The organism is Pseudomonas sp. P9_31, from assembly GCF_034008235.1.
Taxonomy (GTDB): domain Bacteria; phylum Pseudomonadota; class Gammaproteobacteria; order Pseudomonadales; family Pseudomonadaceae; genus Aquipseudomonas.
The window spans coordinates 4,592,119-4,618,884 of sequence record NZ_CP125375.1 but is presented as its reverse complement, the minus strand read 5'-3'; the positions used below and the strand labels follow the sequence as shown (position 1 = coordinate 4,618,884).

29 protein-coding genes are annotated in these 26,766 nt (G+C 59.7%); 15 read left to right on the top strand and 14 right to left on the bottom strand.

Annotated elements, in window-relative coordinates; genetic code table 11:
• Nucleotides 1-18: 18 nt before the first annotated feature.
• The 6 genes from QMK51_RS20760 to QMK51_RS20735 form a co-directional block, all read right to left on the bottom strand.
• Entirely contained in the window at nt 19-1,359 is a 1,341-nt protein-coding gene (locus tag QMK51_RS20760) for a HAMP domain-containing sensor histidine kinase (protein ID WP_320391520.1), read from the bottom strand.
• 175 nt (nt 1,360-1,534) lie between these two features.
• Complete coding sequence (locus tag QMK51_RS20755) at nt 1,535-1,984, bottom strand: LTXXQ domain protein (RefSeq protein ID WP_320391518.1); 450 nt, start codon at nt 1,982-1,984, stop codon at nt 1,535-1,537.
• A gap of 267 nt (nt 1,985-2,251) precedes the next feature.
• A complete protein-coding gene (locus QMK51_RS20750) occupies nt 2,252-2,929 on the bottom strand; it encodes a response regulator transcription factor (RefSeq protein ID WP_223487811.1) in 678 nt (225 codons plus the stop codon).
• A 7-nt stretch (nt 2,930-2,936) separates the two neighbouring features.
• Nucleotides 2,937-3,350 (bottom strand): translation initiation factor 2, encoded by a 414-nt coding sequence (locus QMK51_RS20745; RefSeq protein ID WP_258697004.1) that lies wholly within the window; start codon nt 3,348-3,350, stop codon nt 2,937-2,939.
• Nucleotides 3,351-3,460: 110 nt separating this feature from the next.
• On the bottom strand, nt 3,461-3,760 hold the full coding sequence (locus tag QMK51_RS20740) for a YciI family protein (protein ID WP_008010986.1): 300 nt from the start codon (nt 3,758-3,760) through the stop codon (nt 3,461-3,463).
• Between the two features lies 1 nt (nt 3,761).
• On the bottom strand, nt 3,762-4,358 hold the full coding sequence (locus QMK51_RS20735) for a septation protein A (RefSeq protein ID WP_258697002.1): 597 nt from the start codon (nt 4,356-4,358) through the stop codon (nt 3,762-3,764).
• Nucleotides 4,359-4,445: 87 nt separating this feature from the next.
• Here QMK51_RS20735 and QMK51_RS20730 point away from each other — a divergent pair, with 87 nt between their 5' ends.
• The 6 genes from QMK51_RS20730 (at nt 4,446) to QMK51_RS20705 (ending at nt 10,615) form a co-directional block, all read left to right on the top strand.
• A complete protein-coding gene (locus tag QMK51_RS20730) occupies nt 4,446-5,309 on the top strand; it encodes a PHP domain-containing protein (RefSeq protein WP_258697001.1) in 864 nt (287 codons plus the stop codon).
• A 13-nt stretch (nt 5,310-5,322) separates the two neighbouring features.
• Nucleotides 5,323-5,952, top strand: coding sequence for an L-threonylcarbamoyladenylate synthase (locus QMK51_RS20725; protein ID WP_258697000.1), 630 nt, complete (start codon nt 5,323-5,325; stop codon nt 5,950-5,952).
• A gap of 60 nt (nt 5,953-6,012) precedes the next feature.
• Nucleotides 6,013-6,771: a ScpA family protein gene (locus QMK51_RS20720; RefSeq protein WP_320394545.1), complete on the top strand. Its 759-nt coding sequence runs from the start codon at nt 6,013-6,015 to the stop codon at nt 6,769-6,771.
• Between the two features lie 11 nt (nt 6,772-6,782).
• Entirely contained in the window at nt 6,783-7,793 is a 1,011-nt protein-coding gene (scpB, locus tag QMK51_RS20715; RefSeq protein ID WP_320391511.1) for an SMC-Scp complex subunit ScpB, read from the top strand.
• A 297-nt stretch (nt 7,794-8,090) separates the two neighbouring features.
• On the top strand, nt 8,091-9,356 hold the full coding sequence (rluB, locus tag QMK51_RS20710; RefSeq protein ID WP_258696998.1) for a 23S rRNA pseudouridine(2605) synthase RluB: 1,266 nt from the start codon (nt 8,091-8,093) through the stop codon (nt 9,354-9,356).
• A gap of 311 nt (nt 9,357-9,667) precedes the next feature.
• Entirely contained in the window at nt 9,668-10,615 is a 948-nt protein-coding gene (locus QMK51_RS20705) for an IS110 family transposase (protein WP_320390752.1), read from the top strand.
• Between the two features lie 120 nt (nt 10,616-10,735).
• Here QMK51_RS20705 and QMK51_RS20700 read toward each other — a convergent pair whose 3' ends face one another.
• Nucleotides 10,736-11,701: a leucyl aminopeptidase gene (locus QMK51_RS20700; RefSeq protein WP_320391508.1), complete on the bottom strand. Its 966-nt coding sequence runs from the start codon at nt 11,699-11,701 to the stop codon at nt 10,736-10,738.
• 67 nt (nt 11,702-11,768) lie between these two features.
• Nucleotides 11,769-11,906 carry a hypothetical protein gene (locus QMK51_RS20695; protein WP_007938535.1) on the bottom strand — a complete coding sequence of 46 codons (138 nt, stop codon included), beginning with the start codon at nt 11,904-11,906 and terminating at the stop codon, nt 11,769-11,771.
• A 947-nt stretch (nt 11,907-12,853) separates the two neighbouring features.
• On the opposite strand from QMK51_RS20695, the gene QMK51_RS20690 reads away from it, so the two are divergent.
• The 3 genes from QMK51_RS20690 to arfB all read left to right on the top strand — a co-directional run bounded on the left by QMK51_RS20690 (nt 12,854) and on the right by arfB (nt 15,513).
• Nucleotides 12,854-14,272, top strand: a complete 1,419-nt coding sequence (locus QMK51_RS20690) for an amino acid permease (protein WP_320391505.1) — start codon at nt 12,854-12,856, stop codon at nt 14,270-14,272.
• Between the two features lie 109 nt (nt 14,273-14,381).
• The gene (locus QMK51_RS20685; RefSeq protein ID WP_320391503.1) at nt 14,382-15,077 is read left to right on the top strand and encodes a pentapeptide repeat-containing protein; all 696 of its coding nucleotides are present in this window, start codon (nt 14,382-14,384) and stop codon (nt 15,075-15,077) included.
• 22 nt (nt 15,078-15,099) lie between these two features.
• Nucleotides 15,100-15,513 (top strand): alternative ribosome rescue aminoacyl-tRNA hydrolase ArfB, encoded by a 414-nt coding sequence (gene arfB / locus QMK51_RS20680; RefSeq protein WP_320391501.1) that lies wholly within the window; start codon nt 15,100-15,102, stop codon nt 15,511-15,513.
• On the opposite strand, the gene QMK51_RS20675 is transcribed toward arfB, so the two are convergent.
• From QMK51_RS20675 to phhA, 6 genes are all read right to left on the bottom strand, one after another.
• A complete protein-coding gene (locus tag QMK51_RS20675; RefSeq protein WP_320391500.1) occupies nt 15,510-16,709 on the bottom strand; it encodes an MFS transporter in 1,200 nt (399 codons plus the stop codon). The genes arfB and QMK51_RS20675 overlap by 4 nt on opposite strands.
• A 104-nt stretch (nt 16,710-16,813) precedes the next feature.
• Entirely contained in the window at nt 16,814-16,996 is a 183-nt protein-coding gene (locus QMK51_RS20670; protein WP_019579540.1) for a hypothetical protein, read from the bottom strand.
• A 76-nt stretch (nt 16,997-17,072) separates the two neighbouring features.
• A complete protein-coding gene (locus QMK51_RS20665) occupies nt 17,073-17,204 on the bottom strand; it encodes a hypothetical protein (RefSeq protein ID WP_007902501.1) in 132 nt (43 codons plus the stop codon).
• A gap of 216 nt (nt 17,205-17,420) precedes the next feature.
• Nucleotides 17,421-18,614: an amino acid aminotransferase gene (locus tag QMK51_RS20660; protein ID WP_408980536.1), complete on the bottom strand. Its 1,194-nt coding sequence runs from the start codon at nt 18,612-18,614 to the stop codon at nt 17,421-17,423.
• Entirely contained in the window at nt 18,614-18,970 is a 357-nt protein-coding gene (locus QMK51_RS20655; protein WP_007938547.1) for a 4a-hydroxytetrahydrobiopterin dehydratase, read from the bottom strand. The genes QMK51_RS20660 and QMK51_RS20655 overlap by 1 nt, the downstream gene beginning before the upstream one ends.
• A gap of 105 nt (nt 18,971-19,075) precedes the next feature.
• On the bottom strand, nt 19,076-19,861 hold the full coding sequence (gene phhA / locus QMK51_RS20650) for a phenylalanine 4-monooxygenase (protein WP_320391497.1): 786 nt from the start codon (nt 19,859-19,861) through the stop codon (nt 19,076-19,078).
• A gap of 315 nt (nt 19,862-20,176) precedes the next feature.
• Between phhA and QMK51_RS20645 the strand changes: the two genes are divergently transcribed.
• From QMK51_RS20645 to flgJ, 6 genes are all read left to right on the top strand, one after another.
• On the top strand, nt 20,177-21,736 hold the full coding sequence (locus QMK51_RS20645) for a sigma-54-dependent transcriptional regulator (RefSeq protein ID WP_320391495.1): 1,560 nt from the start codon (nt 20,177-20,179) through the stop codon (nt 21,734-21,736).
• 237 nt (nt 21,737-21,973) lie between these two features.
• Nucleotides 21,974-22,714: a flagellar basal body rod protein FlgF gene (locus QMK51_RS20640; RefSeq protein ID WP_258696990.1), complete on the top strand. Its 741-nt coding sequence runs from the start codon at nt 21,974-21,976 to the stop codon at nt 22,712-22,714.
• A 45-nt stretch (nt 22,715-22,759) separates the two neighbouring features.
• On the top strand, nt 22,760-23,545 hold the full coding sequence (gene flgG, locus QMK51_RS20635) for a flagellar basal-body rod protein FlgG (RefSeq protein ID WP_320391493.1): 786 nt from the start codon (nt 22,760-22,762) through the stop codon (nt 23,543-23,545).
• A 52-nt stretch (nt 23,546-23,597) separates the two neighbouring features.
• Complete coding sequence (gene flgH / locus QMK51_RS20630; RefSeq protein ID WP_258696988.1) at nt 23,598-24,293, top strand: flagellar basal body L-ring protein FlgH; 696 nt, start codon at nt 23,598-23,600, stop codon at nt 24,291-24,293.
• Between the two features lie 18 nt (nt 24,294-24,311).
• Nucleotides 24,312-25,421 (top strand): flagellar basal body P-ring protein FlgI, encoded by a 1,110-nt coding sequence (locus QMK51_RS20625; RefSeq protein ID WP_258700773.1) that lies wholly within the window; start codon nt 24,312-24,314, stop codon nt 25,419-25,421.
• Between the two features lie 11 nt (nt 25,422-25,432).
• Nucleotides 25,433-26,743: a flagellar assembly peptidoglycan hydrolase FlgJ gene (flgJ, locus tag QMK51_RS20620; protein WP_320391490.1), complete on the top strand. Its 1,311-nt coding sequence runs from the start codon at nt 25,433-25,435 to the stop codon at nt 26,741-26,743.
• The last annotated feature ends 23 nt before the right edge of the window (nt 26,744-26,766 follow it).

Below are 26,766 nucleotides of genomic sequence, written 5' to 3'. Positions count from 1 at the left end.
AGCCCGCTCCCACAGGGTTCAGGGTTGAACCACAGCCCCCGGCGCCAACGGCAATTCCAGACTGGCAATAAACCCGCCCCCAGGGTGATTCGCCAGCACCAGACTGCCGCCATGCCGTTCCGCCGCGCGGCGCGCAATGGCCAGGCCCAGGCCATGCCCGGCCGTTGTCTGGCCCGGCGCCCGATAGAACGGTTCCCCCAACTGATTCAAATGCTCGGCCTCTACACCGGGGCCGTGATCGCGCACGCTGACCACAATCCTGTCGCCCTGGCGCAACGCCTGCATTACGATCGGTTGCCCGACCGGGTTAAAGCGCTGGGCATTGCGCAACAGGTTGTCCACGGCGCGCTCGATCATGGTCGGCCAGCCTCTGAGGTTCAGTTGCGGCTCGGCCTCAAGGCGCACGTTCTGCTCCGGTGAGCCCAGCTGAGCATCTTTTTGCAGGGTATTGAGCAGCGCATTGAGATCCACCTCTTCGGCACTGGCGTTGTCGGCATCGACCCGCGCCAACACCAGGATTTCGCTGATCAGTGCTTCCAGTCGATCGCATTCACGGGTCAGGCGCGGCCAGAGTTTTTCCCGCTCTTCAGGATTGGCCCGCTCGGCCAGTGCCAGCGCAATGCGTAGCCGGGCGAGGGGCGAACGCAACTCGTGAGACACATCGCGCAGCAATTGCCGCTGGCTGCCGATCAGGCTTTGCAGGCGTGCGCCCATGCGGTTGAAGTCGTTGGCCAGCACACCGAATTCATCGCGCCGATTGGCCAGTTGCGCCAAGCTGTTCTGTTGATACGTCGTTTGCCCCAACTCATGCACCGCGCCGCGTAAACGGCTCAGCGGTCGGGTGATGGAAAAGGTCACCAGCAGGCTGAACAGGGTCAGCACCACCAGGGCGATACCCAGCGCACTCAACGGCCAGAGCAGGCTTTCACGGTGCCAAGCGTCCAGTTCCGGGTGCGGAATGCGGTAGATCAGCAGGTAGGTGTCACCCGTCTTGGCGCTGGTGTATTCATCGGTCAGACGCCGCCACGGCAGGCGCCGATCATCGTTTTGCTGCCGTGCCTCGAAGGCTGCTGCACGCCGAGGGAAGGTGCCGCGCACCACCGGGTCCCCGCTCTCGTTGAGCACCTGAACGTCGATGTGATACTGGCGCTTGCGCTGCTCCAGAATGTCTTGTGCGGCTTCTTCGCCCTGACTTTCGTAGGTTTGCGTCCACTGTTCGGCCAGGGTGTTGAGACCCGGGTGACGACTGAGAATCCACGCGTCCTGGTTGAGCATGTGCCCCAGCAAAATGGAAAGCCCTGCAACCAGAGCGATGGCCAGCCAGAAGCTGGCCAGGATACGCCAGAACAATGAACGCACAGAAAATCCTCGAACAAACGCAATCCATGTGGGAGCGAGCCTGCTCGCGATAGCGTCGGCACATTCAACATCAACGTGACTGAAAGGACGCCATCGCGAGCAGGCTCGCTCCTACATTAAAATCGAGTGGCATCAGACCCAACGGTGATTAGCCGTTGGGTCCAGGGTTAACGCATTATTGCGCTTTTTGCGCTTGCTGCGCTTTCCAGGCCTTGAACTCGGCCCATTCTGCGCGACGTTCAGCCTCTTTCTTCTGGATCTCGTCGAATTGCTTCTGTTGATCCGGTTTCAGCACCGCGCGAACGTCGGCTTCGGCTTTCTGGTGCTTGGCCGCCATCTCGTCTTTCAGGGCTTTCTGATCGGCTGGCGAGAGTTTTTCCAGGTACTTGTCGACCAGTTGCTGACGCTCGTGCATCTGCTCGCCCATGATCTTGCGGATCTGCTCGCGCTGTTCGCGGCTCAGGTCAAGCTGGCTGTAAGGGCCTTTACCGTGCATGCCGTGCATCTGACCGCCGTGGCGTGAGCCGTCCATGTGATCACCCATCGGGCCTGCGCCTTCAGGCGCGGCCATGGCAACGGTCGGCAGGGCGGCAGCGAACATCAGAGCGATAAGAGTCTTGCGCATGGTGTATCTCCTTGTCTCGTTCCCGGTACGTTCCGGATGTGTACAGATTACGCAGATCAAGGTCAGCGGCGGTCAGCGGAGCGTAAAGCTTGGGTAAAGAGGGTCTTGTGCCGACCTGTCAAAGCTCCATGTGCAGGCACCCGTCTGTGGCGAGGGAGCTTGCTCCCGCTGGACTGCGTAGCAGTCCCGCTTTTGGGGCCGCTTCGCAGCCCAGCGGGAGCAAGCTCTCTCGCCACAGGTTGCTCTTATTCGGTTCTTTCTCGGTTCTTACAGGCTGTAGTAGTAACCGCGACTGCGCAGGGCCACGATGCGCGGGCGGCCGTCGGGGTGTGGGCCGATCTTTTTGCGCAGGTTGCTCACGTGCATGTCCAGGCTGCGGTCGTACAGGGTAAGTTTGCGACCCAGGGCGATTTGCGCCAGCTCCTGTTTATCCAGCGGTTCGCCGGGTTGCTTGAGCAGGGCTTCGAGCAGGCGGCTTTCGGAGACGGTGAGGGTGAACTCCTGTTCATCGATGCTGACCACGCCACGCACCGGGCTGAAGCACAAGTCGCCGAGTTCTAGCTGGCTGGAGACTGCCGTCGGATGACTGCGGCGCAACACCGCGCGCAGGCGGGCTGTCAGTTCCCGGGGGTCGCACGGCTTGGCCAGGTAATCGTCGGCACCGAGTTCCAGGCCGAGGATGCGGTCCAGGGGTTCGCCACGGGCCGAGAGCATCAGCACCGGCAACTCCGGATGGTCGCTGCGCAGTTGCTTGAGCAGTTCCAGGCCGCTGCCGTCTGGCAGCATCACGTCCAGCACCACTGCTGCCGGAGACGTCTCGGCCAGCGCGCGACGGGCGCTCTGGCCATCGTGGCAGGCGCGTACCTGAAAGCCTTCCTGGCTCAGCCAGCTACTCAGGAGCTCACACAGCTCCTGGTCATCATCAATTAGTAACAGCTCGCTCATGACTCACTCAATTTAGCCATTGCCTACGTTTTCTAGTGGCACCACTGGCGAAGATACCGCAGAGCAGGGCCAATAGCGCAACTGCGGCTCCGATGACGAACCACTGTTGCTGGTCAGTCAGCAGGCGCGGCAGCGGGTTGCTGGCCTGGGTTTCCTTGAGTTGCAGCTTCAGGCGCTGATTCTCTTGGCGCAACCGGCTCAGTTGGGCGCTTTCGCGTTCGCCATCGGTATTTTGCAGTTGTTTGCTCAGTTCTTCTCGTTGCTGTTCGCTTGCCTTCAAGCGCTGCTGCAACTCGGTGATCTGGCTGCCGGCGCTCAAGGACAGCGGCGTCGAATTAACGCCATTGGCGCTTTCTTCACCGTGGGCGGGCGCCATGATCGACAACGTCACCAACATCAGACACAACGGACCTTTGCGCATCGCAACTCCTGATTCCAATACGAGTATTGGGCAGGTTGTCGGCCGGTAAACGAGAATAATGAGCGATTGAACACGCGATGAGCCGACAAGGCTCACCGCGCGGAAGGATTTTACGGCAGGACTTGCTTGAACGGCTTGACCAAAACATTGGCGTAGACGCCTGCGGCAATGTACGGGTCGGCGTCGGCCCAGGCCTTTGCGGCGCTCAGGGAATCGAATTCAGCAACGATCAGGCTGCCAGTGAAGCCCGCTGCGCCCGGATCATTGCTGTCGACCGCCGGGTGTGGGCCGGCCAATACGATACGACCTTCGCCTTTAAGCACTTGCAGGCGCTCAAGGTGCGCAGGCCGTGCGGCCAGGCGGGCTTCCAGGGAGTTGGCGACGTCTGTGGCAATGATTGCGTAAAGCATGTCAGTCCTCGGTTTTTGGCGTGGTGGTATCGGCATCGTGCAAGTGGCGGGACAGGTAGATGCCCTGGCCGACCAGGAACAGCAACGTCATGCCCAGGCTGCCGAAGACCTTGAAGTCGACCCAGTAGCTCTGGAACGTGAACGCAACGAATAGGTTGGCGGCGCCGCAAAACAGGAAAAAAACGATCCAGGCGATGTTCAGACGGGTCCAGACCGGTTCCGGCAGGGTCAGTGCGTGGCCCATGATGCGCTTGATCAGCAGTTGGTCACCGACGAAGTGGCTGCCGATGAACGCGAGAGCGAACAGCCAGTTGACCACCGGGGCTTTCCATTTCAGGAACGTCTCGCTGTGGAACGCCAGGGTCAGGCTGCCGAAGACCAGGCAGGCGATGAGGGTCAGCCACTGGCCTTTCTCCAGCTTGCGCTGCTTGATGAACAGCGTGCCGTAGACCACCAGGGAGCTGATGATCAGCATCGCTGTGGCGCTGTAAATACCACCGACTGTCAGTTGATGGCCGCCAATGTCGACGACCCGTGGATCGATTTTGAAGACGATGAAAAACAGTAGAAGCGGGATGAAGTCGATGAATTGTTTCACAGTGGCAGCCAGAAGCAGGATGTGGCGGCATAATAACAAACATATTGACGCGCGATAGCGTCAGCTGATTTGAGGTGACACAGTCCTGTGAATGTTGATTTGCACTGCCATAGCACGGCTTCCGATGGCGCCCTGGCGCCTGCGGCACTGGTTGCGCGTGCGTTCGAGAAAGGCGTGCGAGTCCTGGCCTTGACCGATCACGACACCCTCGAAGGCCTCGACGAGGCCCGTAGCACCGCGACGGCGCTGGGGATGCAACTGGTCAACGGCGTCGAATTGTCCTGCACTTGGGGCGGGGCGACCATTCATGTGTTGGGCTATGGTTTCGACGTCAATGCCGCGCCGTTGGTCGAGGCCATCGCAAAATTGCACGATGGCCGCTGGCTACGGTCCGAAGAAATAAGCCGCAAGTTGGCGTTGAAAGGCATGCCGGGGGCGCTTGACGGTGCCCGGGCCATTCAGCAGGAACTGGGCGACAGTGGCAACGCGCCGGCCCGTCCGCATTTCGCCGACTGGATGGTGCGCGAAGGTTTCGTCAAGGATCGCGCCGAAGCGTTCCGCAAATGGCTGGGTGCCGGCAAACTGGGAGACGTCAAACAACACTGGCCAACCCTGGAAGACACCGTCGAAACCCTGCGCGCCGCGGGTGCCTGGGTCAGCCTGGCGCATCCCTGGCACTACGATTTCACTCGCAGCAAGCGTCGCCGCCTGATTTCTGACTATATTCAAGCCGGGGGCCACGCGATTGAAGTGGTCAATGGCCATCAACCCGCCGAACAGGTGGGCAGCCTGGCGATTCTTGCCCGCGAATTTGGTCTGCTGGTCAGTGCCGGCAGTGATTTTCATGGCCCTGGAGGCTGGTCCGAGATCGGTGAATACCGCCCGCTCCCGGAGGATCTGCCACCACTGTGGTGTCGATTCAAACATGACCCAATTATTGCCGCCGTCTGAACAGGTAGAGAATGTGAGTCAATTTTTCCAGATTCATCCGGAAAACCCGCAAGCGCGCCTGATCAAACAGGCTGTCGAGATCATCCGCAACGGCGGGGTGGTGATTTATCCCACGGACTCTTCCTACGCCATTGGTTGCCAGATCGGCGACAAGAGCGCCGTGGAGCGTGTGCGCCGGTTGCGTCAGCTGGATGAGAAGCACAACTTCGCGCTGATTTGCAGCGACCTGTCGCAGTTGGGGCTGTTTGCCAAGATCGACACCGGCACCTTCCGCTTGCTCAAAGCTCACTTGCCGGGGCCTTACACCTTCATTCTCAACGCCACCCGGGAAGTTCCGCGGCTATTGCTGCACCCGAAAAAGCGCACTATCGGCCTGCGCGTGCCGAGCCACCCGATTGCTTTGGCGCTGCTCGAAGAACTTGGCGAACCGCTGATGAGCGTGACCCTGATCATGCCTGGCGACACCGACCCGTTGACCGATCCCTACGAAATGCGCCAGTTGCTTGAGCATCAGGTGGACCTGATCATCGACGGCGGTTTCGGAGGGATCAAGGCATCCACCGTGATCAACCTCGCCGACGGCGAGCCGGAAGTCATCCGCGTCGGTTGCGGCGACCCTGCGCCATTTATGGCCGAGGCCTAGATGTCTGCAGTAGAACCCGTCGACAGCCAGGCCGGCGCCCAGCAAGAACTGCCTTTCGCCATGGTCTATGGCCAGGCGGTCATGGAAATGCCGCTGGACCTGTACATTCCGCCGGATGCGCTTGAGGTCTTTCTCGAGGCCTTCGAAGGCCCGCTCGACCTGCTGCTGTACCTGATCCGCAAACAGAACATCAATATCCTCGACATCCCGGTGGCGGAAATCACCCGTCAGTACATGGGCTATGTCGAGTTGATGCAGTCGGTGCGCCTGGAGTTGGCCGCCGAGTACCTGGTGATGGCCGCGATGCTCGCCGAGATCAAATCGCGGATGCTGCTGCCACGGGCCGAAACGATTGAAGACGAAGACGACGACCCCCGCGCCGAACTGATCCGTCGTCTGCAGGAATACGAACGCTTCAAGGCTGCCGCCGAAGGCATTGATGGCCTGAGCCGCGTTGGCCGCGACGTGTTGGTGCCCAAGCTCGATGCCCCGGAGGCACGCGCGCGCAAGCTGTTGCCGGATGTGCGTCTGGAAGAGTTGCTGATGTCCATGGCCGAGGTCCTGCGCCGCGGCGACATGTTCGAAAGCCACCAGGTCAGCCGCGAGGCATTGTCCACCCGCGAGCGTATGAGCGATGTGCTGGAGCGGCTCAAGGGCGGCGGTTTTGTGCCTTTTGTCGAGCTGTTCACCGCTGAAGAAGGGCGCCTGGGGGTGGTAGTCACCTTTATGGCGATCCTCGAACTGGTCAAGGAATCCTTGGTCGAGCTGGTGCAGAATGAGCCGTTCGCGGCGATCCATGTCCGGGCCCGAGCCGAATAACGAGTTGAATCATGAACCTGACTGAACCCCGCGAGCTGGCGCCACTGCTTGAAGCCTTTCTGTTGGCCTCGGGAAAACCACAATCGCTGGAGCGCCTGTTCGAACTCTTCGAAGAAGGCGAGCGGCCCGAACCGCCGGTTTTCAAGAAAGCGCTGACGATTCTGGCCAAATCCTGCGATGGGCGAGCCTTCGAGTTGAAGGAAGTCGCCTCCGGGTATCGCTTGCAGATCCGCGAAAAATTCGCACCGTGGGTCGGACGCTTGTGGGAAGAGCGGCCGCAGCGTTACTCGCGGGCCATGCTCGAAACCATGGCCCTGATCGCCTATCGCCAGCCGATCACCCGGGGCGAGATCGAAGACGTGCGCGGCGTGGCGGTTAACAGTCACATCGTGAAAACCCTGCTGGAGCGTGAGTGGATCCGCATCGTCGGTTACCGTGACGTGCCCGGCAAGCCAGCGATGTTCGCCACCACCAAGGCGTTTCTCGATCACTTCAACCTGAAGAACCTCGACGACCTGCCACCGTTGGCGGAGCTGCGTGAACTGGAACCCGAGCCGATGCTCGAGTTCGATGACGCACCGGTGCCGGCCGGGTTGCAAGAATTGGCGGATGCCAGCGCCGAACCGGAGGAGCCCAAGGAAGAAACCAGTTTCCATACGTTGCTGCTGGAGCTGGACACCATGGAGGAGGGGCTCAAGACCGATTTCGACGATTTGTTGCGCGATGGCGAGTTCACCGAGACTGAAGGGGAGTTGGCAGGACCCGAGCCTGAAACCGAAGTTGAACCTCAGGTCGAAGCTGAAGCTGAAGCTGAAGCCGAAGCCGAAGCCGAAGCCGAACCAGAACCAGAACCAGAACAGGAAGATGACATTCTTGGCGTTGCCGAAGCTCGCGAAAAGCTCCTGGCCGCCGTCGCCGCTCTCGAACAGCCGAAGCCTGAGCCCGAGCTGACCGACGAAGAAGCCGAAGCCCAGGCTTTGGCAGAAGCCATCGAGGCCGAGCGCCGCCAGTTCGAAGATTGACAAAAACCTGTGGGAGCGAGCCTGCTCGCGATGAGGGCGCGTCAGTCGACATCAATGTTGTCTGATCCACCGCTATCGCGAGCAGGCTCGCTCCCACATTGGTTCTGTATTGAATTCGAGCTTGGTGCCACCGGTCGGCGGAAAAGCCAATAACCTCCCATCGATCAGCTAGTCTCTGATGCGCGAACGCTCCCATGAGCGTATGATTCGCGACCCTTTGGCGATTCCTTCGTCAAACGACCAGATTTCACATCTTCAGGCCAAGGCCTGAACTTGATCACACCGGGAGGTGCCCAGATGAGTATCAACGACCAGAAAGACGACCAGGAAATCGGCCCCGCAGGCGAAAAACTGCAGAAAGTCCTCGCCCGTATCGGCGTCGGCTCGCGCCGTGACGTAGAGGCCTGGATCAGCCACGGCCGCATCAAGGTCAATGGCAAAGACGCCACCCTCGGCCTGCGCGTCGACCTGCATGACGCCATCACCATCGATGGCAAGGTGATCAAGCGCGAAGAAGCCGCCGAGTCGGTACGCCGCGTGATCATGTACAACAAGCCCGACGGCGAAATCTGCACCCGTGTCGACCCGGAAGGCCGTCCGACCGTGTTCGACAAGATGCCGCGCCCGAAAGAAGGTCGCTGGATCAATATCGGTCGTCTGGACATCAACACCACCGGTCTCTTGATGTTCACCACCGACGGTGAGTTGGCCAACCGCCTGATGCACCCTTCCTACGAAATGGACCGTGAATACGCGGTACGTGTACGTGGCGAAGTCGATGACGAGATGATCGAGCGTCTGAAGGCAGGCGTGGTACTCGAAGACGGCCCGGCCAAGTTCACCGACATCAAGCAGGCACCAGGCGGCGAAGGTTTCAACCACTGGTACCACTGCGTGGTGATGGAAGGTCGTAACCGCGAAGTCCGTCGCCTGTGGGAATCCCAGGGGCTGGTGGTCAGCCGCCTGAAGCGCGTGCGTTTCGGTCCGGTGTTCCTCAATTCCGACCTGCCGATGGGCCGCTGGCGCGAAATGAGCCAGTACGAAGTCGACATTCTGAGTGCCGAAGTCGGTCTGACCCCGGTGGCGATGCCGCAGATGAACGCCAAGAGCAAGGACAAGCTCGATCGTATGCAGCGTAAATCGTCGCGTCCGATGGGCAAGACCGAGCGCGTGCGCACGTTGCGTCCAGCTGCTGGTGCGACCGCTGCCAGCCCACGCGAATCCCGCGAGCCGCAGATCGAAGGCGAGCGCCCGGCCCGTAAGCCAGCGCCACGTCAGGACGGCGAGCGCGGCCCACGCACTCCACGTCCGGCCAACGGTCGCACTGAGCGTGGCGAAGGCCGTGGCGCTCCGTCCGGTGGTCGTAGCGACCGCGGCGCGCCTGCCGGCCGTGGTACGCCGGTGGCAGACCGCCCGGCCGACACCAAGCGCCCGGCCAAGCCGGCGCCGAAGAAACGCCCAGGCATCGTGCTGGTCGACCGTGACGCGCCATCGGGCAAGCGCCGCGGCGCACCAGCCGGTTCCGGCCAGCGTCCGGGCTTCGGTCGCCGCAAGCCTGAGTAATCGGTAAGCGCTCCATGAAAAACGCCATCCTTCGAGGATGGCGTTTTTTTTGGGGCTGGTTTTAGTGAAGGGGTGTTTGTAAGTCAGTCATCGCGGGCAAGCCCGCTTGTATGGTAGGACTTGAAGGGAGGAGGAGGGACAAAGCCCGATTCTGACTGTTGACGCAGTACAGATCCGTGGGAGATTTCGCCCCTCCTCCTTTCACCCAAGCGCCGATAAAGAATGCATCTGGCTAGACCGACGATAGGAACAAGCCTGCGCCTCTGGGTGAGCCCTTCAAGTGTTCAAAACCATATCCCGGAGGAAATACAATGGCAATGCCGGTTTCTGTCACACAGCCGATCGTAGGTGTGGATGTCGCCAAGAACGAACTGGTGATCTATCACGCCGAACTTGACCTGCTTGAAGAGATTCCCAACAACAAAGCAGCCATCAAGACGTGGTTGAAGGCCTTGCCAGGGACAGTCGCGGTAGCTATTGAATCGACCAATATCTATCACTTGGAGTTCGCTGATCTGGCCTATGAGGCCGGCTGCACGATTTACATGGTGGGTGGCTATGAGCTCAGCCATTACCGCAAAGGGGTGAATATCCGTGCCAAAACCGATGCGCTGGATGCCAGGCTGCTCGCTCGCTATCTGAAGAACGAAGGTGATGATCTTCATCCGTGGACCCCGCCATCACCGCTGTACCGCCAGCTCCTGAGCCTCTTCCGTCGTCGCGCAGCCTTGGTTCAGGCGCGGGTCGGCCTGGTGCAAAGCTGGGCGAATGAGCCGCTGTTGAAGACAGCTTTCGCCGAGCAAGTGAAATCCATGCAGCAGCTTGAGGCGCTGGTCGAAAAGACGATTAATGATCATCTGAAGGAAGCCGGCTTGCTCAGTCAGTTGAAGCGTTGCGTGAAAGTTGAAGGCATTGGTTTTTTGACCGGAGCCCGCTTGCTCACGGCGTTTCAGCGGGGCGACTTCAGAAACGCGGATGCCTTTATTGCCTTCCTGGGAATGGATCTGCGCGTGTCGAAGTCAGGACAAAAGGATGGTCGTCGGAGTCTGACCAAGCGAGGTGACCCGGAAGCCCGCCGGCTTTTGCACAATGCAGCCATGTCGGCCAGCCGTACGCCCGCCTGGAAAGGCTTTTACGAAGAGCAAAGAGCTCGAGGCTTCAGCACCACTCAGGCGCTGGTGATACTGGCTCGCAAGCTTGCTCGGATCGTATTCGCTCTGCTGAAAGGGCAGAGCGAATACCAACCAAAAGCCGGTTGAGGGCTTCCCCTCAACCATAGAATCTCCCACAGGTGACCGAGTTGTTTCATAGGAATGCGATCAATGTGGGAGCGAGGCTTGCCCGCGAAGGCGTCCTCGGCATCACTGCAGAATCTTGGGCTAAAAGACAAACCGTCCGTTAAACACCGGCTCATCATCCAGCGCCAACACGCCACTGGAGAAGATCAGGTCCAGATGATGGCTACCCTTGGCGCCACCGCCCAGCCCCAGGTGCAAGCCGCAATGGCGCTCCTCGAACCCGGCATTGCGCGCATACAACGCTTTCACGCCTTCATTGGTGCCGATCCCCAGCTCCTCGATTCGTCGATTGGACGGATTGGCGTCCAGGTACTTGTTGAAGTCATGCTCCAGTCCCGGCACATCGGTGGCGATTTTGCTGATGGTCGAGTTCTCGATCCACAACTCCAGCGGTGACGTCAGTACGCCGTACTTGCGGGCAAACGGAATTGTGCCGAGGAACGTCCCCATAAACTTCACCCGGCCATTAATGGCCTCGCTATGGGTGGCGATCTCGCCGGGGGCCAGATCGAAGTTGCCGATACCGTTGATGTCGGTCCATTTCTTGATACTGCTCAATGGCGTTTCGAACCACGAGCCATGATCATCTTTGAAACTCAAGGTGGTGGCGTGGGACATGCGCTGGATCAAGTGCCTGTTCAATCCGGCAATTCGCTGCGGGGTGACACTGAAGGTGTCGTAGAAGTAATCGCCGTAATCCTTGAACAGCAGCGACTTCTTCCAGTTCTGCGCCATAACGCCTTGCAGTGCACGGACAAAGTCCGGGCCGTCGGGACGCGGGTTGGGCAGGGTGGAAGAGTCGTAGAAGAAAATGTACAGATCGCTGTCGGCAATCGCCTGAGCCAGCAATTGGGTGGGTTCGAGGTCCAGGCGCATTGCGCTGAAGCTGAACCGTGGGCTGTTACCGGCTTGCTCGGCAATGGCGCCGGTCAGTGCCTCGTAGTCAGCGGTGTGGCCGAGCAAGACCTTTGCCGGGTTGACACCGGCAACGGCAGGGTGATGTTCGAGGTAGTAAAGGAAATGCGAAATGGCGCGCTGCTTATCCATGTAGTCCTCCCTGACAAACCGAGAAAGAGGCGGACACGACCGGCCGGATCGTGCCCGTCGGAATACCTTACAAAGGCCACATCGCCGTGCCGAACGGAACAACCGCATCGGCTTGCATCATTTCAACGGCGGCCTCATGGGTCGGTGCTTCAAACCAATCGTCCAGTTGCAGTTCAGTGTCCAAGTCTTTGTCCAGTGCTTGCATGGTGAATCTCCTAGATGACTTCTTTTGGTAAGAACAGCTTCGGTAAGAACAGCGGCGTGCTTTTCACCCGTTGAAGAGCGCGTCAACTTGTCGGTCGATGCGGCTCGGCAAGTTGCTGCAAACCTAGTTCACAGATTTTTGGAATGCAAAAAAATAATCAAACAATTTTCATTTGAACTATTTATTCCGTTTTTCGAAAGCGAACTTTTTAATAGAAAACAGAAAACTAAGTCGGGTATTTACTTAGCAAGCTTCCTATCGTCAATTTACAGTCAGAGAGTCTCTGGATCTGGTTTGGAAAATTTGCGTTACGCCTTGTAAACAAAACCTTACGAAAAGCCCGCTCAAACCCCGTGGAATGCCGCTGGGGAAAGGGCTGTAAGGAAAAGCTGCCGTCCGCCGCTGTGTGGATGGGATTCAAGGGCTCTGGTGCGCTTGTTTCAGCATCGTTTGAAGGGTGAGATGCGCCCCATGCCTGTCGTGCAGGTGCATAACAAGAAGGAGGCGCAATGAACGCCGTGACTTATCTCCATCTCACCCCGTGGAGCGATTTCTCCGCTGCTCCCGTCGATGGCCTGCAAAGGCCTGACTCAATTTTTGCAGCCGCCCGAGCCACTCGAGGCGGACACACGCAATCCCGGCAACCGACGCGCTGATCCAGCGGTGTCTGGCAGCAGGGGGTTACAGGTGTACAATGCGCCGCGTTTTAACTGTGACCCTCTGCGCAATAGCGCAAACTTCAAGGCTACCCGCCTTGTTCACTCCGCCGCGTCACGAGCGTGTCGGGTTCGATTTCGTCACAGATAAAAACAAATAGGTGACGCATGACTGTCGTAAAAACGCTGAACTCCTGGTGCCTGCGCTGGGGTTTGATCGGCGCTGCTTGAAATCGCAACCGAGCAGCAACGTCTACTGAACATCATCAAACCTTGCGTGAGACCCTTTTCATGAGTGGACAAAACTCGCATTCAGGCGAGCTTAAACGCGGCCTGAAAAATCGCCATATTCAACTGATCGCCCTCGGTGGCGCGATTGGTACCGGGTTGTTCCTCGGCTCGGCCGGTGTACTCAAATCCGCCGGCCCGTCGATGATTCTCGGTTACGCCATTTGCGGCTTCATCGCCTTCATGATCATGCGCCAACTGGGCGAAATGATCGTCGAAGAGCCGGTCGCCGGTTCCTTCAGCCACTTCGCCCACAAATACTGGGGCGGTTTCGCCGGTTTCCTGTCGGGCTGGAACTGCTGGATTCTGTACATTCTGGTGGGCATGTCCGAGCTGACTGCGGTCGGCAAATACATCCACTACTGGGCGCCGGACATCCCGACCTGGGCCTCGGCCGCTGCTTTCTTCGTGCTGATCAACGCGATCAACCTGGCCAACGTCAAAGTCTTCGGCGAAGCCGAGTTCTGGTTCGCGATCATCAAGGTCGTGGCGATCGTCGGCATGATTGCCCTGGGCAGCTACTTGCTGGTCAGCGGCCACGGCGGCCCGCAAGCCTCGGTGACCAACCTGTGGTCCCACGGTGGCTTCTTCCCGAACGGCGTCAGCGGTCTGGTGATGGCCATGGCGATCATCATGTTCTCCTTCGGCGGCCTGGAAATGCTCGGTTTCACCGCTGCTGAAGCCGACAAGCCGAAAACCGTGATCCCGAAAGCCATCAACCAGGTGATCTACCGGATCCTGATTTTCTACATCGGTGCGTTGGTGGTCCTGCTGTCGCTGACCCCTTGGGACAGCCTGCTGACGACGCTGAATGCGTCCGGCGATGCCTACAGCGGTAGCCCGTTCGTGCAAGTGTTCTCGATGCTCGGCAGCAACACCGCCGCGCACATCCTCAACTTCGTGGTCCTGACCGCGGCGCTGTCGGTGTACAACAGTGGCACTTACTGCAACAGCCGCATGTTGCTGGGCATGGCCGAGCAGGGCGATGCGCCGAAGGCCTTGTCGAAGATCGACAAGCGTGGCGTGCCGGTGCGTTCGATCCTGGCGTCGGCCGCCGTGACGTTGATCGCGGTGTTGCTGAACTACCTGATCCCGCAAAACGCGCTGGAACTGTTGATGTCGTTGGTGGTAGCAACCCTGGTGATCAACTGGGCAATGATCAGCTTCTCGCATTTCAAGTTCCGCCAGCACATGAACAAGACCCGACAGACGCCGCTGTTCAAGGCCTTGTGGTACCCATACGGCAACTACATTTGCCTGGCGTTCGTGGCGTTCATCCTCGGCGTGATGCTGCTGATTCCGGGCATCCAGATCTCGGTGTATGCGATTCCGGTGTGGGTCGCGTTCATGTGGATCTGCTACGGCATCAAGAACAAGCGTCGTGACCACGGCACTGCTGTTGTCGGTTCTGCGATCAAGTAGGCAAAGGATGACAACAAAAAAGCCGGCTTCTGCCGGTTTTTTTGTCTGCGGTCCTACGCGAGGTGGCGATAGACTGCCTTCAGCCAATCCAATCACATAGGAGCCAGGCATGGGCGAAGGGCAGACACATTATGAAATCGAAGGCGGGATGCTGGGTCGTGAAGATGTTCAAGCGCTGATTGACGGGAGCAACGTGCCATTGCGCTTCACGGGCGTGGACTTTACCGACGCTGATTTGTCGAGGCTGGTGCTGGATCACTGCGAGTTCCAGCGTTGCATATTGTTGCGCAGCCAGTTTCTCGGGGCGCGCCTGGAGGGAACTCAATGGAAGGGTTGTCGGGGTGCGCACGCGATTTTCGAAGCGGCACATCTGCTGGAGGCATCGTTCAGTAATTGTGATTTGAACAACACTCGATGGCAGCGAGCCAAACTGGCGCAAGTCAATTTCGACGGATGCAAGTTGACGGGCGCGAACTTCAGTCACTGTTCGAGCCTGGGCCTTTCATTCAGTGAAACGCGACTTAACAGTGCTTTCTTGCCGGGAATGTCATTTGCCAAGAGCACGCTGAGCAACCTGGATTTCTCTGAGGCGGACTTGAGCGATGCGGACTTTCGCAAGGCTGAGTTTGTCGATTGCAGCCTGGCGCATGCACGTATCAATGGGGCGACGTTTGCCGGTGCGGATCTGCGCGGTGCCGATTTGAGCGGTTTTCGGCTCAATGATGCCAAACTGTTCAAGGGTGCCGTGATTTCTCGCGCACAAGCCTCGATGCTGCTGTCGGAGTTGGGTTTATCTGTCGCATAGCGACCTGAGGTAGTGATTTTCCATGCTGGTGATTTCCAACAACGTGCATCTGCCGGATGCCGAGATCGAATTGACGGCCATTCGCGCACAAGGTGCCGGTGGGCAGAACGTCAATAAAGTCTCCAGCGCCGTGCATCTGCGCTTCGACATTCCGGCCTCGTCCTTGCCCGAGTTCTACAAGGAGCGGCTGTTGGCGCTGCGCGACAGTCGCATCACCAGCGAAGGTGTGTTGATCATCAAGGCCCAGCAGTACCGCACGCAGGAGCAGAACCGCGCCGACGCACTGGAGCGTCTGAGCGAATTGATCCTCAGTGCCACCAAAGTCGAAAAGAAACGCCGCCCGACCAAGCCGACCCTCGGTTCGAAGAAACGTCGGCTCGAATCCAAGACCAAACGCGGCAGCATCAAGGCCGGGCGTGGCAAGGTGGATTTCTAGCGGGCTTCACGTTCTTCCCGATACTTTGGCGCCTGCCGGTACAAGTAAACGCTCAGCATCAATCCGCTCAAGGCGGCGAGGGCGGCGAACAGGAAGATCGAGGCAAAACCGAAGCCTGCCGCAATCGCACCCGCCAGCGGTCCGGTAATCCCCAGCGACAAATCGATGAACAGCGAATAAGCCCCGACCGCCGCGCCACGGCTGGAAGCGGGCACCAGGTTGACCGCTTCCACGCCCAAGGCCGGGAACACCAGCGAGAAACCGAAACCGCTCAGTGCCGCGCCAGCCAGTGCCCAATGAGCGTCCGGCGCGAGCCACAGCAGCAACAGCCCGAGGGTTTCCACCGAGAGGCAGGCAATTGCCACGCGAAAGCCGCCGAGGCGGTTGATCAGGTTACCGAACAGCAGTCGCGCACCGATAAAACTGGCGCCGAACAAGCTCAGGCACAGCACCGCGTTGGACCAATGCTGAGTCGCGTAGTACAGGGTAATGAAGGTCGCGATGGTGCCAAAGCCGATGGAGCCCAGCGCCAGACCGCAGCCATGAGGAAATACCCGTCCCAGCACATGCATGAACGGCAAACGTTCACCTGCGACAATTGGTGCCGCGGCTTTCGGCCAGGCCAGCGCCACGCCCAGCACGGCCAGCAGCACGATGCTCACGCCCATGCTCCACAAACCCAGTTGGCTCACCAGTAGCACCCCCAGCGGTGCGCCGACCGCCAACGCGCCATAACTGGCGATGCCGTTCCAGGAGATGACCTTGGCGGTGTTCGCCGCGCCGACGCGGCCGATGCCCCAGCCGATCGACCCGGAACCCACCAGACTTTCCGCGCTGCCGAGCACCAGACGACCGATCAACAGACTGATCAGGCTTAACGTCGGCAGGCTTTGGGTCCAGGCGGAAATCAGCATGAATACACCGCTCAAACCACAGCCGGCGAGGCCATACATCACCGCCAGTTTGCTGCCCTTGTTATCGATGATGCGCCCGGCGTACGGGCGGCTGAGCAGGGTGGCCAGGTATTGCACACTGATCACCAGCCCGGCGATCACGGCGCCGAAACCGAGGTCGCTGTGGACGTAGCCCGGCAGTACGGCCAGGGGAATGCCGATATTCAGGTAACCGATGAACGTGAACAGGACGATGGAGACAACTTGCAGCGTGACCGCCAAGGGGCGCTGGGTTTTTGACATGGGTAAAAGGTCCACGGGGCAGCAGGATAGATAGGCTGCTTATGATAGCGGCGTGGACAGTCGCGAGGCGTGAAAAAGTAAAACTATTTGCCGAACGGGATGAGTCAGGATTTTGCAGGGGCGACCAGTTGCGTCGTGACCAGGGCGGCCAGGGCGTTTTCTTCGCTGCCGAAGCGGGCCAGCAGGGCGGCTTGCTTCTCGGGGGAAAGGCGGTTCCAGATGTCGATCATCTTCTCGGCGGTGCCGATCAGGACGCTGGCCTGTGCTTCAGTAAAATCATCGCTCATGGTGCGGGGCTCGCGGTTCAGGCGGTGTGGAAAGCGCATATTAGCGCTTTCCACACGGTCTGGTGGTGCGGATGTATCAGTCTTCGCTGTCGGCCTGGCGGCGTTCAGGTGCTTCTTTCGTCTCGGGCTGTTGGGCACCGGCTTGTTGCGTGGTTGTCTGCTCAGTTTCGTGCAGGCTTGGGAAGGGGAGATTAGGGATCTCGTGCATGTCGCGCTCCTCGCTAAGTCTGTTGATAGATCTGGTAGATCCGCGCTTTAAAAAAGCCTGGGCAGGATACAGCAGGAGAAATGACAAATAGACTTTTATGTCCACATGTTGCGACGGATGGGATTGTCTAGACAGGTCGATAAGAGGGGGCGACACACATTCAAATGTGGGAGCGGGCAAGCCCGCTCCCACAGGGGGACTTGCAGTGCTCGATGGTTATTTGCAAACGTCAGCGATGGCCTCGGCCAGCAGATCCAGGCGCGTCGCATCAATCCCGGCCACGTTCGCCCGGCCCGAGCTGACCATGTACACACTGTGATGCTCGCGCAGTTGCTTGACCTGTTCCGGCGACAAACCGGTGTAGGAAAACATCCCGCGTTGCACACCGATGTGCGCAAATCGTTCGCGCAAGCCATGGGGTTCCAGCGCTTCGACCAGACCGCTGCGCAACTGGGCGATACGCAAACGCATGGCTTCCACTTCGTCGGCCCAGCGGCTTTTCAGCTCTGGATCGCCAAGGATGGTCGCGACCACGGCGGCGCCATGATCCGGTGGTGTCGACCACAGGTTGCGGGCGATGTTGGCCAGTTGGCTGCGGATATCCAGCAGCTTGTCGGCGGTTTGCGTGCAGACAATCAGCGCGCCGGTGCGGTCGCGGTACAGGCCGAAGTTCTTCGAGCAGGAACTGGTGATCAGCACTTCCGGCAATTCGGCGGCGAACAGCCGGGTCGACCAGGCATCTTGCTCCAGGCCGTCGCCAAAGCCCTGATAGGCGAAGTCGATCAGTGGCAGCAAATCACGACTGCGCACCACGTCCAGCACCCGGCGCCAATCGTCGTGGGACAGGTCGAAACCGGTCGGGTTGTGGCAGCAGGCGTGCAGCAGCACCACGTCGCCCTTGGGCGCTTCATTGAGCACCGCGAGCATCGCGTCCACATCCAGACGGTTATCGCTGCCCACGTACGGGTAGTGACTGACCTTGACCCCCGCTGCCGCGAAAATGGTTTCGTGGATCGGCCAGGTCGGGTTGCTCAACCATACGCCTCGGCCCGGCAGGCATTGGGCAATGAAATCGGCGCTCAAGCGCAGCGCGCCGGTGCCGCCCGGCGTCTGAGTGGCACCGGCCCGTTGCTCGGCGATCAGCGCCGAATCGGCGCCCAGCACCAACTCGTTGATGACCTTGCCGAACGCAGCATCGCCGTGACCGCCGATGTAGGTCTTGGTGGCTTGGCGATCCACCAGGCGCTGCTCGGCAAGCTTCACCGCTTCGAGGATGGGCGTCAGGCCCTGGGCATCTTTATAGACACCCACGCCAAGGTCGAATTTGCGCGGGTTGGGGTCCTGCGCATAGGCCTCCATCAGGCCGAGAATCGGGTCGCCGGGTACTCGGCCGATGGCGTCGAAATGCATTATTTGCGGCCCTCGGCGTCTTTGGCCACTTCGTCGGTGCGCGCGGCCATGATGAAATCGTTGCGGTGCAGGCCTTTGATGGAATGGCTCCACCAGGTCACGGTGACTTTGCCCCACTCGGTCAGCAGGCCCGGGTGGTGACCTTCGGCCTCAGAGATTTCGCCGACCGCGTTGGTGAACGCCAGCGCGTGTTTGAAGTTCTTGAACAGAAAAACTTTTTCCAACTGCATCACGCTGTCGCGGACTTCGATGTTCCAGTCAGGGATCTGCTTGATCAGGATCGGCAATTCTTCGTCGCTGACCTGAGGGGCATCGGCGCGGCAGGCTTCGCAGTGGGCTTGGTTTAATGTGGACATGATGTGTTCCTGAAATCGAGTGTTTTGAAAAACGGTCGTCAGTGGGACCACGCTAAAGCAAAGCGGCGATCCGTAACAGACTCACTTGATGCCAAAAGGCGCGGGTCACGCAGCTTTTGGCGGAAATTTCGGTGCGTGCAATCCAAGCTGCATGCCTTGTTTGACCATGCCCATGATGTCTTCGTGGGCCAGGTCGAACAGGCGCTTGAGGTTCGGCAGGACAAAGTACAACGGTTGCAGAATGTCGATGCGGTATGGCGTGCGCATGCATTCCAGCGGGTCGAAGGCCTGATGCTCAGGTGCGTCCGACAGGGAATAAACGGTTTCTTTCGGCGAGGACAAAATACCGCCGCCATAGATGCGCAGGCCTTGCGATGTGTCGACCAGGCCGAACTCGATGGTCATCCAGTACAGACGCGCCAGGTACACCCGTTCTTCCTTGGAAGCCTGTAGGCCGAGTTTGCCGTAGGTGTGGGTGAATTCGGCAAACCAGGGGTTGGTCAGCAGCGGACAGTGGCCAAAGATTTCGTGGAAAATGTCTGGCTCTTGCAGGTAATCCAGCTCTTCGCGGGTACGAATGAAGGTCGCCACCGGAAACTGTTTGCTCGCCAGTAATTCGAAAAAGGTCTGGAAGGGAATCAGTGCGGGGACTCGGGCAACCTGCCAGCCGGTGGTTTCACCGAGGACTTTGTTGATTTCACCGAGTTGCGGAATGCGGTCGTGGGGCAGACCGAGTTTTTCGATACCGTCCAGGTATTCCTGGCACGCACGGCCCTCGACCACTTTCAGCTGGCGAGTGATCAGCGTGTTCCACACCGCGTGTTCTTCGGCGGGGTAGTCGATAAAACCTTGCGCATCGGGCTCGCGAGCCACGTATTGCGTCTGCTTCATGCTGCTCTCCTGCTAGGGGATTCGTTCTTGTTGTGTGTACAGCTATGGACCTAGAAATACCCCAAGGTGTGCGGTGTTGCAGCAGGTGATTCCCGTTATGCGTAGGAAAAATCCGTGCTTTTTGTAAAGTATTCGTTACGGATTGGCCGCTATGGCGCAAGTATTGAGTTCTCAGGGTTTGAAATGCGCTCTACCTGTCACATAATCTTGACGACTAACTGAGCCACTCGGCAAAAAATGTCCGAGGGCACTGCGAATACCCCACAGGTTGTGCGCCAGGCATCAACCTCACTCACCGCTTTTTTGGGCCTTTATATGCGTATCAAAGTCCACTGCCAGAACCGCATCGGTATCCTGCGCGACATTCTCAACCTGCTGGTCGAGTACGGGATCAATGTCGCCCGTGGCGAAGTGGGCGGTGAACATGGCAATGCGATCTATCTGCACTGCCCGAACCTGATCAATATTCAGTTCCAGGCGTTGCGCCCGAAGTTCGAGGCGATTGGCGGGGTATTCGGCGTCAAGCGCGTAGGGCTGATGCCCAGCGAGCGTCGGCACATGGAGCTCAATGCCTTGCTCGGTGCCCTGGAGTTTCCGGTGCTGTCGATCGACATGGGCGGCTCCATCGTCGCGGCCAACCGTGCGGCGGCGCAGTTGCTCGGGGTGCGGGTGGATGAGGTGCCGGGGATTCCGCTGTCGCGGTACGCCGAGGACTTCGATTTGCCGGAGCTGGTGCGCGCCAACAAGTCACGGATCAACGGCTTGCGGGTGAAGGTCAAGGGGGATGTGTTTCTCGCCGACATCGCGCCGTTGCAATCGGAACATGACGAAAGCGAGGCCATGGCCGGCGCGGTGTTGACGTTGCACCGGGCGGACCGGGTGGGCGAGCGCATCTATAACGTGCGCAAGCAGGAATTGCGCGGGTTCGACAGCATTTTCCAAAGCTCGAAAGTGATGGCGGCGGTGGTTCGCGAAGCGCGACGCATGGCACCGCTGGATGCGCCGCTGTTGATAGAGGGCGAAACCGGCACCGGCAAAGAGTTGTTGGCGCGGGCCTGTCACTTGGCGAGCCCGCGTGGGCAATCACCGCTGATGGCGCTCAACTGCGCCGGTCTGCCGGAGTCCATGGCCGAAACCGAACTGTTCGGCTACGGCCCTGGTGCCTTCGAAGGAGCGCGGGCCGAAGGCAAGCTCGGGCTGTTGGAGCTGACGGCGGGCGGTACGTTGTTTCTCGATGGCGTCGGCGAAATGAGCCCGCGCTTGCAGGTGAAATTGCTGCGCTTTCTGCAGGACGGTTGCTTCCGTCGTGTCGGCAGCGATGAAGAGGTTTATCTGGATGTGCGGGTGATCTGCGCGACTCAAGTGGACTTGTCCGAGCTGTGTGCTCGCGGTGAGTTTCGCCAGGATTTGTATCACCGCTTGAACGTGCTCTCGTTGCACATTCCGCCGTTGCGCGAATGCCTCGACGGATTGGCGCCGTTGGTGGAGCATTTCCTCGATCAGGCCAGTCGGCAGATCGGTTGCCCGTTGCCGAAACTGGCCCCGGCGGCGATGGAGCGGCTCAGTCACTATCACTGGCCGGGCAATGTGCGGCAGTTGGAGAACGTGCTGTTTCAGGCGGTTTCCCTGTGCGAGGGCGGGACAGTCAAAGCCGAGCACATTCGTCTTCCGGATTACGGTGTGCGTCAGCCCCTTGGCGATTTCTCCCTCGAGGGCGGGTTGGACGAGATTGTCGGGCGCTTCGAGAAAGCCGTGCTGGAGCGCTTGTATTCCGAGCATCCGAGCAGTCGGCAATTGGGCAAGCGGCTGGGGGTTTCCCATACGACCATTGCCAATAAGTTGCGTGAGTATGAAGTCGGCAAAGAGCCCGGCTAGCCTGCCTTTGTAGCAGCTGCCGAGCCTGCGAGGCTGCTGCTACAGGTCGATGCTTGCCGTAAGCGGCATAACACCGCCGGTTTTTCGTCTTCGATACATTCCCCCCATCCCCTCTGAAACCCTCAAGTCCCTTGTTTGCCGGGCCCTGCGCCGCCAGAAAAAAGTTGGTCTGCAAATTGCTTATGGCTCAGCAGTACAGCGGTGGGCGGCAAACGTCCGGCATGCAGAGGAAAGAGTGTGGACAAGTACCTTTATGTGGCAATGACCGGCGCCAGCCAGAATGCACTGGCGCAGAAGGCTCATGCCAACAACCTGGCGAACATCTCTACCAACGGTTTTCAGAAGGACCTGGAACAGGCCCGTTCGATGCCGGTGTTTGGTGACAGCTTTCCGGCGCGCGCGTTTGCCATGAGCGAACGTCCGGCCACCGACTTCTCTGCGGGCACGCTGGTGGAAACCGGTCGCGACCTCGATGTCGCGGTGCAAGGCAACGGCTGGATCGCCGTGCAGAACCCCGATGGCGGTGAAAGCTACGTGCGCACCGGCAGTCTGAACGTTGACGCCCTGGGCGTGCTGCGCGCCGGTAACGGTATGCCGGTGATGGGCAATGGCGGGCCGATTGCCGTGCCGCCCGAGCAGCAAGTCGAAGTCGGCGAAGACGGCACCATCAGCATCCGTGCGATGGGCGAAGGCCCGCGGGTGATGGCCGAAGTCGACCGCATCAAGCTGGTCAACCCGGACTTCAAGAACATGACCAAAGGCCTGGACGGTTCGATCCACACCCAGGACGGCAAGCCGGCGCAAGCCGATGCCAACGTCAAGCTGGTGTCCGGGTTCCTTGAGTCGAGCAACGTCAATGCCGTGGAAGAAATGACCTCGGTGCTGGCGCTGGCCAAGCAGTTCGAGCTGCACATCAAGATGATGAACACCGCCAAAGACGATGACCAGGCCATGGCTCGGGTCTTGCAGATCAGCTAATTATCAGAACGTCGCGCCGTAAAACAGGCGCACGAGGAGAATCGAATGCTTCCGGCTCTATGGGTTGCCAAAACAGGTCTGTCCGCCCAGGACACCAACCTCACCACCATTTCCAACAACCTGGCCAACGTATCGACCACGGGTTTCAAACGTGACCGCGCCGAGTTCCAGGATTTGCTGTATCAGATCAAGCGCCAGCCAGGCGCCCAGTCGACCCAGGACAGCGAATTGCCGTCGGGTCTGCAAGTGGGTACTGGTGTGCGCATCGTCGGTACCCAGAAAAACTTCACCGCCGGCAGCCTGCAAACCACCGAGCAGCCGTTGGACATGGCCATCGACGGTCGTGGTTTCTTCCAGATCCTGCAGCCCGATGGCACCACGTCCTACACCCGTGACGGTACCTTCCACCTGGACTCCAACGGCCAGATCGTCAACGCCAGCGGCTTCGCCCTGGAACCGGCCATTGTCATTCCGAACAACGCCCAGACGTTCACCGTTGGCCGTGACGGCACCGTGTCCATCACCGTTGCCGGCAACCCGGCCGCCCAAGTGATCGGCAACCTGCAAACCGCTGACTTCATCAACCCGGCCGGTCTGCAAGCGGTGGGTAACAACCTGTTCCAGGAAACCGCTGCCAGCGGCGCGCCGCAAGTCGGTACCCCGGGCCTGGCCGGTTTCGGCACCACGCTGCAGAACACCCTGGAAACGTCCAACGTCAGCACCGTTGAAGAGATGGTCAACATGATCACCACTCAGCGCGCCTACGAGATGAACTCCAAGGTGATCTCCACCGCCGACCAGATGCTCTCGTTCGTAACGCAGAATCTGTAATCAAGTCTATGAGGCGGCCATGAGGTCGCCTGCAACACCGTGAGGTAGGGTCATGAATCGCTTCGTATCTGTTCTGGCACTGAGTGGGGTCGCCGCGCTGGCGGGGTGCGTCGGTCCGACGCCAAAGCCCAATGACCCTTACTACGCCCCGGTGTTGCCGCGCACGCCGCTGCCGGCTGCCGCCAATAACGGCTCGATCTACCAGGCCGGTTTCGAACAGAACCTGTACAGCGACCGCAAGGCGTTCCGGGTCGGTGACATCATCACCATCACCCTGAACGAGCGCACCCAGGCGAGCAAGAACGCCAACTCTCAGGTCGACAAGACCAGCAAGGCCAGCATCGGTCTGTCCTCGCTGTTTGGTACGGTGCCCAGCGTGAACAACCCGTTAGACACTGGTGATCTCAGTCTGAACGCCGGCTACAGCGGCGATCGCGCGACCAAGGGTGACAGTAAAGCCGGGCAGGGCAACAGCCTGACCGGTTCGATCACCGTGACTGTCGCCGACGTGTTGCCCAACGGCATCATCGCCGTGCGCGGCGAGAAGTGGCTGACCCTCAATACCGGTGATGAGCTGGTGCGGATTGCCGGCCTCGTTCGCGCCGATGACATCGCCACCGACAACACCGTGTCGTCGACTCGCGTTGCCGATGCGCGCATCACCTATTCGGGCACCGGCGCGTTTGCCGATGCGAGTCAGCCAGGCTGGTTCGACCGTTTCTTCCTCAGCCCGCTGTTCCCTTTCTAGGTGGCTTTCCAGTTGAGCATGTTGAACTTCAAACACCTGATGGTGGGTGCCCTGTTGCTGACGGCGGCCTTCGATGCACAAGCCGAGCGGCTGAAGGACATCGCCAGTATTTCCGGCGTGCGTTCCAACCAATTGATCGGCTACGGCCTGGTGGTCGGGCTTAACGGCACCGGTGACCAGACGACCCAGACCCCGTTCACCCTGCAGACCTTCAACAACATGCTCTCGCAGTTCGGCATCAAGGTACCGGCAGGTTCCGGTAACGTGCAGCTGAAGAACGTTGCGGCGGTATCGATCAGCGCCGACTTGCCGGCGTTCGCCAAGCCAGGTCAGCAGATAGATATCACCGTGGCGTCCATCGGTAACTCCAAGAGCCTGCGCGGCGGCACCTTGCTGTTGACGCCGCTCAAAGGTATCGACGGCAACGTCTACGCCGTCGCTCAGGGCAACCTGGTGGTCGGCGGTTTCGATGCCGAGGGTCGTGACGGTTCCAAGATCACCGTCAACGTTCCGTCGGCCGGCCGCATCCCTGGCGGTGCGTCGGTCGAACGTGCCGTGCCGAGCGGTTTCAATCAGGGCAACACCCTGACCCTGAACCTCAACCGTTCGGACTTCACCACCGCCAAGCGCATCGTCGACAAGATCAACGACATGCTCGGCCCAGGCGTCGCTCAGGCCATCGACGGTGGCTCGATCCGCGTGACCGCGCCACTCGATCCGAGCCAGCGGGTCGACTATTTGTCGATCCTCGAAAACCTCGAAGTCGATCCGGGTCAGGCGGTGGCGAAAGTCATCATCAACTCGCGCACCGGCACCATCGTGATCGGCCAGAACGTCAAGGTTTCGCCGGCCGCTGTGACCCACGGCAGCCTGACCGTGACCATTACCGAAGACCCGATCGTCAGCCAGCCCGGCCCTCTGTCCAACGGGCAGACGGCGGTCGTGCCGCGCTCGCGGGTCAACGCTCAGCAAGAAGCCAAGCCGATGTTCAAGTTCGGCCCGGGCACCACCCTCGACGAGATCGTCCGTGCGGTGAACCAGGTCGGCGCGGCACCGGGTGACTTGATGGCGATCCTCGAAGCGCTGAAACAGGCTGGCGCGTTGCAAGCCGACTTGATCGTGATCTGAGGACGGCGATCATGGATATGCGCAAAAGCGGTCTGGTCAGCAGCAGCGATTCGGGTTCCTACTCGGACCTGAATCGCCTGAACCAGCTCAAGGTTGGCGACAAGAACAGCGATGCGAACATGCGCAAGGTGGCGCAGGAATTCGAGTCGCTGTTCCTTGGTGAAATGCTCAAGTCCATGCGCTCGGCCACCGAAGCGCTGGGCCAGGACAACCCGCTCAATACGCCGGCGGCCAAGCAGTACCAGGAAATGTACGACCAGCAGTTGGCCGTTTCCCTGTCCCGCGAGGGCGGCGGTATTGGCCTGGCGGACGTGCTGATGCGCCAGATGTCGAAGAACAAACCGATGGCGCCGGGGGAGGCCGCGGCAGCGTCTGCCGCCAAGCAGGCCGCCGCGCAAGCTGCCGTGGAAACGCCGATTGCCGCCGGTACGGTCGCCACCAACGGGCCGCTGTCGCGCCTCAATGGCGAGCGCCCGCTGTGGGCTTCGCGTTCGGTGAAGGCGCCAGCCAGTGCGGGCGAGGGCACTCACCGCAATGACATGGCGCTGATCAATCAGCGGCGTCTGGCATTGCCACCGAAACTGGCCGACCGTTTGCTCGCCGGGCTGGTGCCATCTGCATCGGTATCGACATCGACCGCGGCGACGACCGCCACCGCAGCGCAGAACAAAATCCAGGTGCCGCCGAGCACCACGACCGGTTCCGGCTCTCTGTACAACGGCGATTGGCTGGCTTCGCAAACGGACACGACATCCAGCGGGCGTCTGCAGATTTATGGTCGTGCCATGGCTCAAATCCCACTGGCACCGGCGAAGAAAGCCTTCAGCTCCGCCGACGAATTCGTCAACACCATGCTGCCAATGGCCAAAGAGGCTGCCGACCGTATCGGCGTCGATCCGCGTTACCTGGTGGCTCAGGCTGCCCTGGAAACCGGTTGGGGCAAATCGGTCATGCGCGCCCAGGATGGCAGCAGTAGCCACAACCTGTTCGGCATCAAGGCCAGCAGTAACTGGAAGGGCGATTCGGCGCGGGCGATCACCAGCGAATTCAGAAATGGCCAGATGGTCAAGGAGACGGCCGAGTTCCGTTCCTACGCCTCTTACAAGGACAGCTTCCATGACCTTGTGACGCTGCTGCAAAGCAATAATCGCTATCAAGATGTGCTGAAGGCGGCCGATAACCCAGAACAGTATGTACGCGAGTTGCAAAAAGCCGGGTATGCAACCGACCCGGATTACGCAAGCAAGATTTCGCAGATAGCCAAGCAGATGACGAGTTACCAAAACTACGCTGCGGCGGGCGCTTCCACCACGCCTTTATAGGCACAAGGTATAAGGTTTGAACC

What these genes read in the sequence shown, in the direction of transcription:
- QMK51_RS20755 (WP_320391518.1), bottom strand. Translation starts at nt 1,984, where the DNA reads ATGCGCAAGACTCTTATCGCTCTGATGTTCGCTGCCGCCCTGCCGACC.
- QMK51_RS20750 (WP_223487811.1), bottom strand. Translation starts at nt 2,929, where the DNA reads ATGAGCGAGCTGTTACTAATTGATGATGACCAGGAGCTGTGTGAGCTC.
- QMK51_RS20745 (WP_258697004.1), bottom strand. Translation starts at nt 3,350, where the DNA reads ATGCGCAAAGGTCCGTTGTGTCTGATGTTGGTGACGTTGTCGATCATG.
- QMK51_RS20740 (WP_008010986.1), bottom strand. Translation starts at nt 3,760, where the DNA reads ATGCTTTACGCAATCATTGCCACAGACGTCGCCAACTCCCTGGAAGCC.
- QMK51_RS20720 (WP_320394545.1), top strand. Translation starts at nt 6,013, where the DNA reads ATGGTCTATGGCCAGGCGGTCATGGAAATGCCGCTGGACCTGTACATT.
- scpB (WP_320391511.1), top strand. Translation starts at nt 6,783, where the DNA reads ATGAACCTGACTGAACCCCGCGAGCTGGCGCCACTGCTTGAAGCCTTT.
- rluB (WP_258696998.1), top strand. Translation starts at nt 8,091, where the DNA reads ATGAGTATCAACGACCAGAAAGACGACCAGGAAATCGGCCCCGCAGGC.
- QMK51_RS20705 (WP_320390752.1), top strand. Translation starts at nt 9,668, where the DNA reads ATGGCAATGCCGGTTTCTGTCACACAGCCGATCGTAGGTGTGGATGTC.
- QMK51_RS20700 (WP_320391508.1), bottom strand. Translation starts at nt 11,701, where the DNA reads ATGGATAAGCAGCGCGCCATTTCGCATTTCCTTTACTACCTCGAACAT.
- QMK51_RS20695 (WP_007938535.1), bottom strand. Translation starts at nt 11,906, where the DNA reads ATGCAAGCACTGGACAAAGACTTGGACACTGAACTGCAACTGGACGAT.
- QMK51_RS20690 (WP_320391505.1), top strand. Translation starts at nt 12,854, where the DNA reads ATGAGTGGACAAAACTCGCATTCAGGCGAGCTTAAACGCGGCCTGAAA.
- QMK51_RS20685 (WP_320391503.1), top strand. Translation starts at nt 14,382, where the DNA reads ATGGGCGAAGGGCAGACACATTATGAAATCGAAGGCGGGATGCTGGGT.
- arfB (WP_320391501.1), top strand. Translation starts at nt 15,100, where the DNA reads ATGCTGGTGATTTCCAACAACGTGCATCTGCCGGATGCCGAGATCGAA.
- QMK51_RS20675 (WP_320391500.1), bottom strand. Translation starts at nt 16,709, where the DNA reads ATGTCAAAAACCCAGCGCCCCTTGGCGGTCACGCTGCAAGTTGTCTCC.
- QMK51_RS20670 (WP_019579540.1), bottom strand. Translation starts at nt 16,996, where the DNA reads ATGAGCGATGATTTTACTGAAGCACAGGCCAGCGTCCTGATCGGCACC.
- QMK51_RS20665 (WP_007902501.1), bottom strand. Translation starts at nt 17,204, where the DNA reads ATGCACGAGATCCCTAATCTCCCCTTCCCAAGCCTGCACGAAACTGAG.
- QMK51_RS20660 (WP_408980536.1), bottom strand. Translation starts at nt 18,614, where the DNA reads ATGCATTTCGACGCCATCGGCCGAGTACCCGGCGACCCGATTCTCGGC.
- QMK51_RS20655 (WP_007938547.1), bottom strand. Translation starts at nt 18,970, where the DNA reads ATGTCCACATTAAACCAAGCCCACTGCGAAGCCTGCCGCGCCGATGCC.
- phhA (WP_320391497.1), bottom strand. Translation starts at nt 19,861, where the DNA reads ATGAAGCAGACGCAATACGTGGCTCGCGAGCCCGATGCGCAAGGTTTT.
- QMK51_RS20645 (WP_320391495.1), top strand. Translation starts at nt 20,177, where the DNA reads ATGCGTATCAAAGTCCACTGCCAGAACCGCATCGGTATCCTGCGCGAC.
- flgG (WP_320391493.1), top strand. Translation starts at nt 22,760, where the DNA reads ATGCTTCCGGCTCTATGGGTTGCCAAAACAGGTCTGTCCGCCCAGGAC.
- flgH (WP_258696988.1), top strand. Translation starts at nt 23,598, where the DNA reads ATGAATCGCTTCGTATCTGTTCTGGCACTGAGTGGGGTCGCCGCGCTG.
- QMK51_RS20625 (WP_258700773.1), top strand. Translation starts at nt 24,312, where the DNA reads ATGTTGAACTTCAAACACCTGATGGTGGGTGCCCTGTTGCTGACGGCG.
- flgJ (WP_320391490.1), top strand. Translation starts at nt 25,433, where the DNA reads ATGGATATGCGCAAAAGCGGTCTGGTCAGCAGCAGCGATTCGGGTTCC.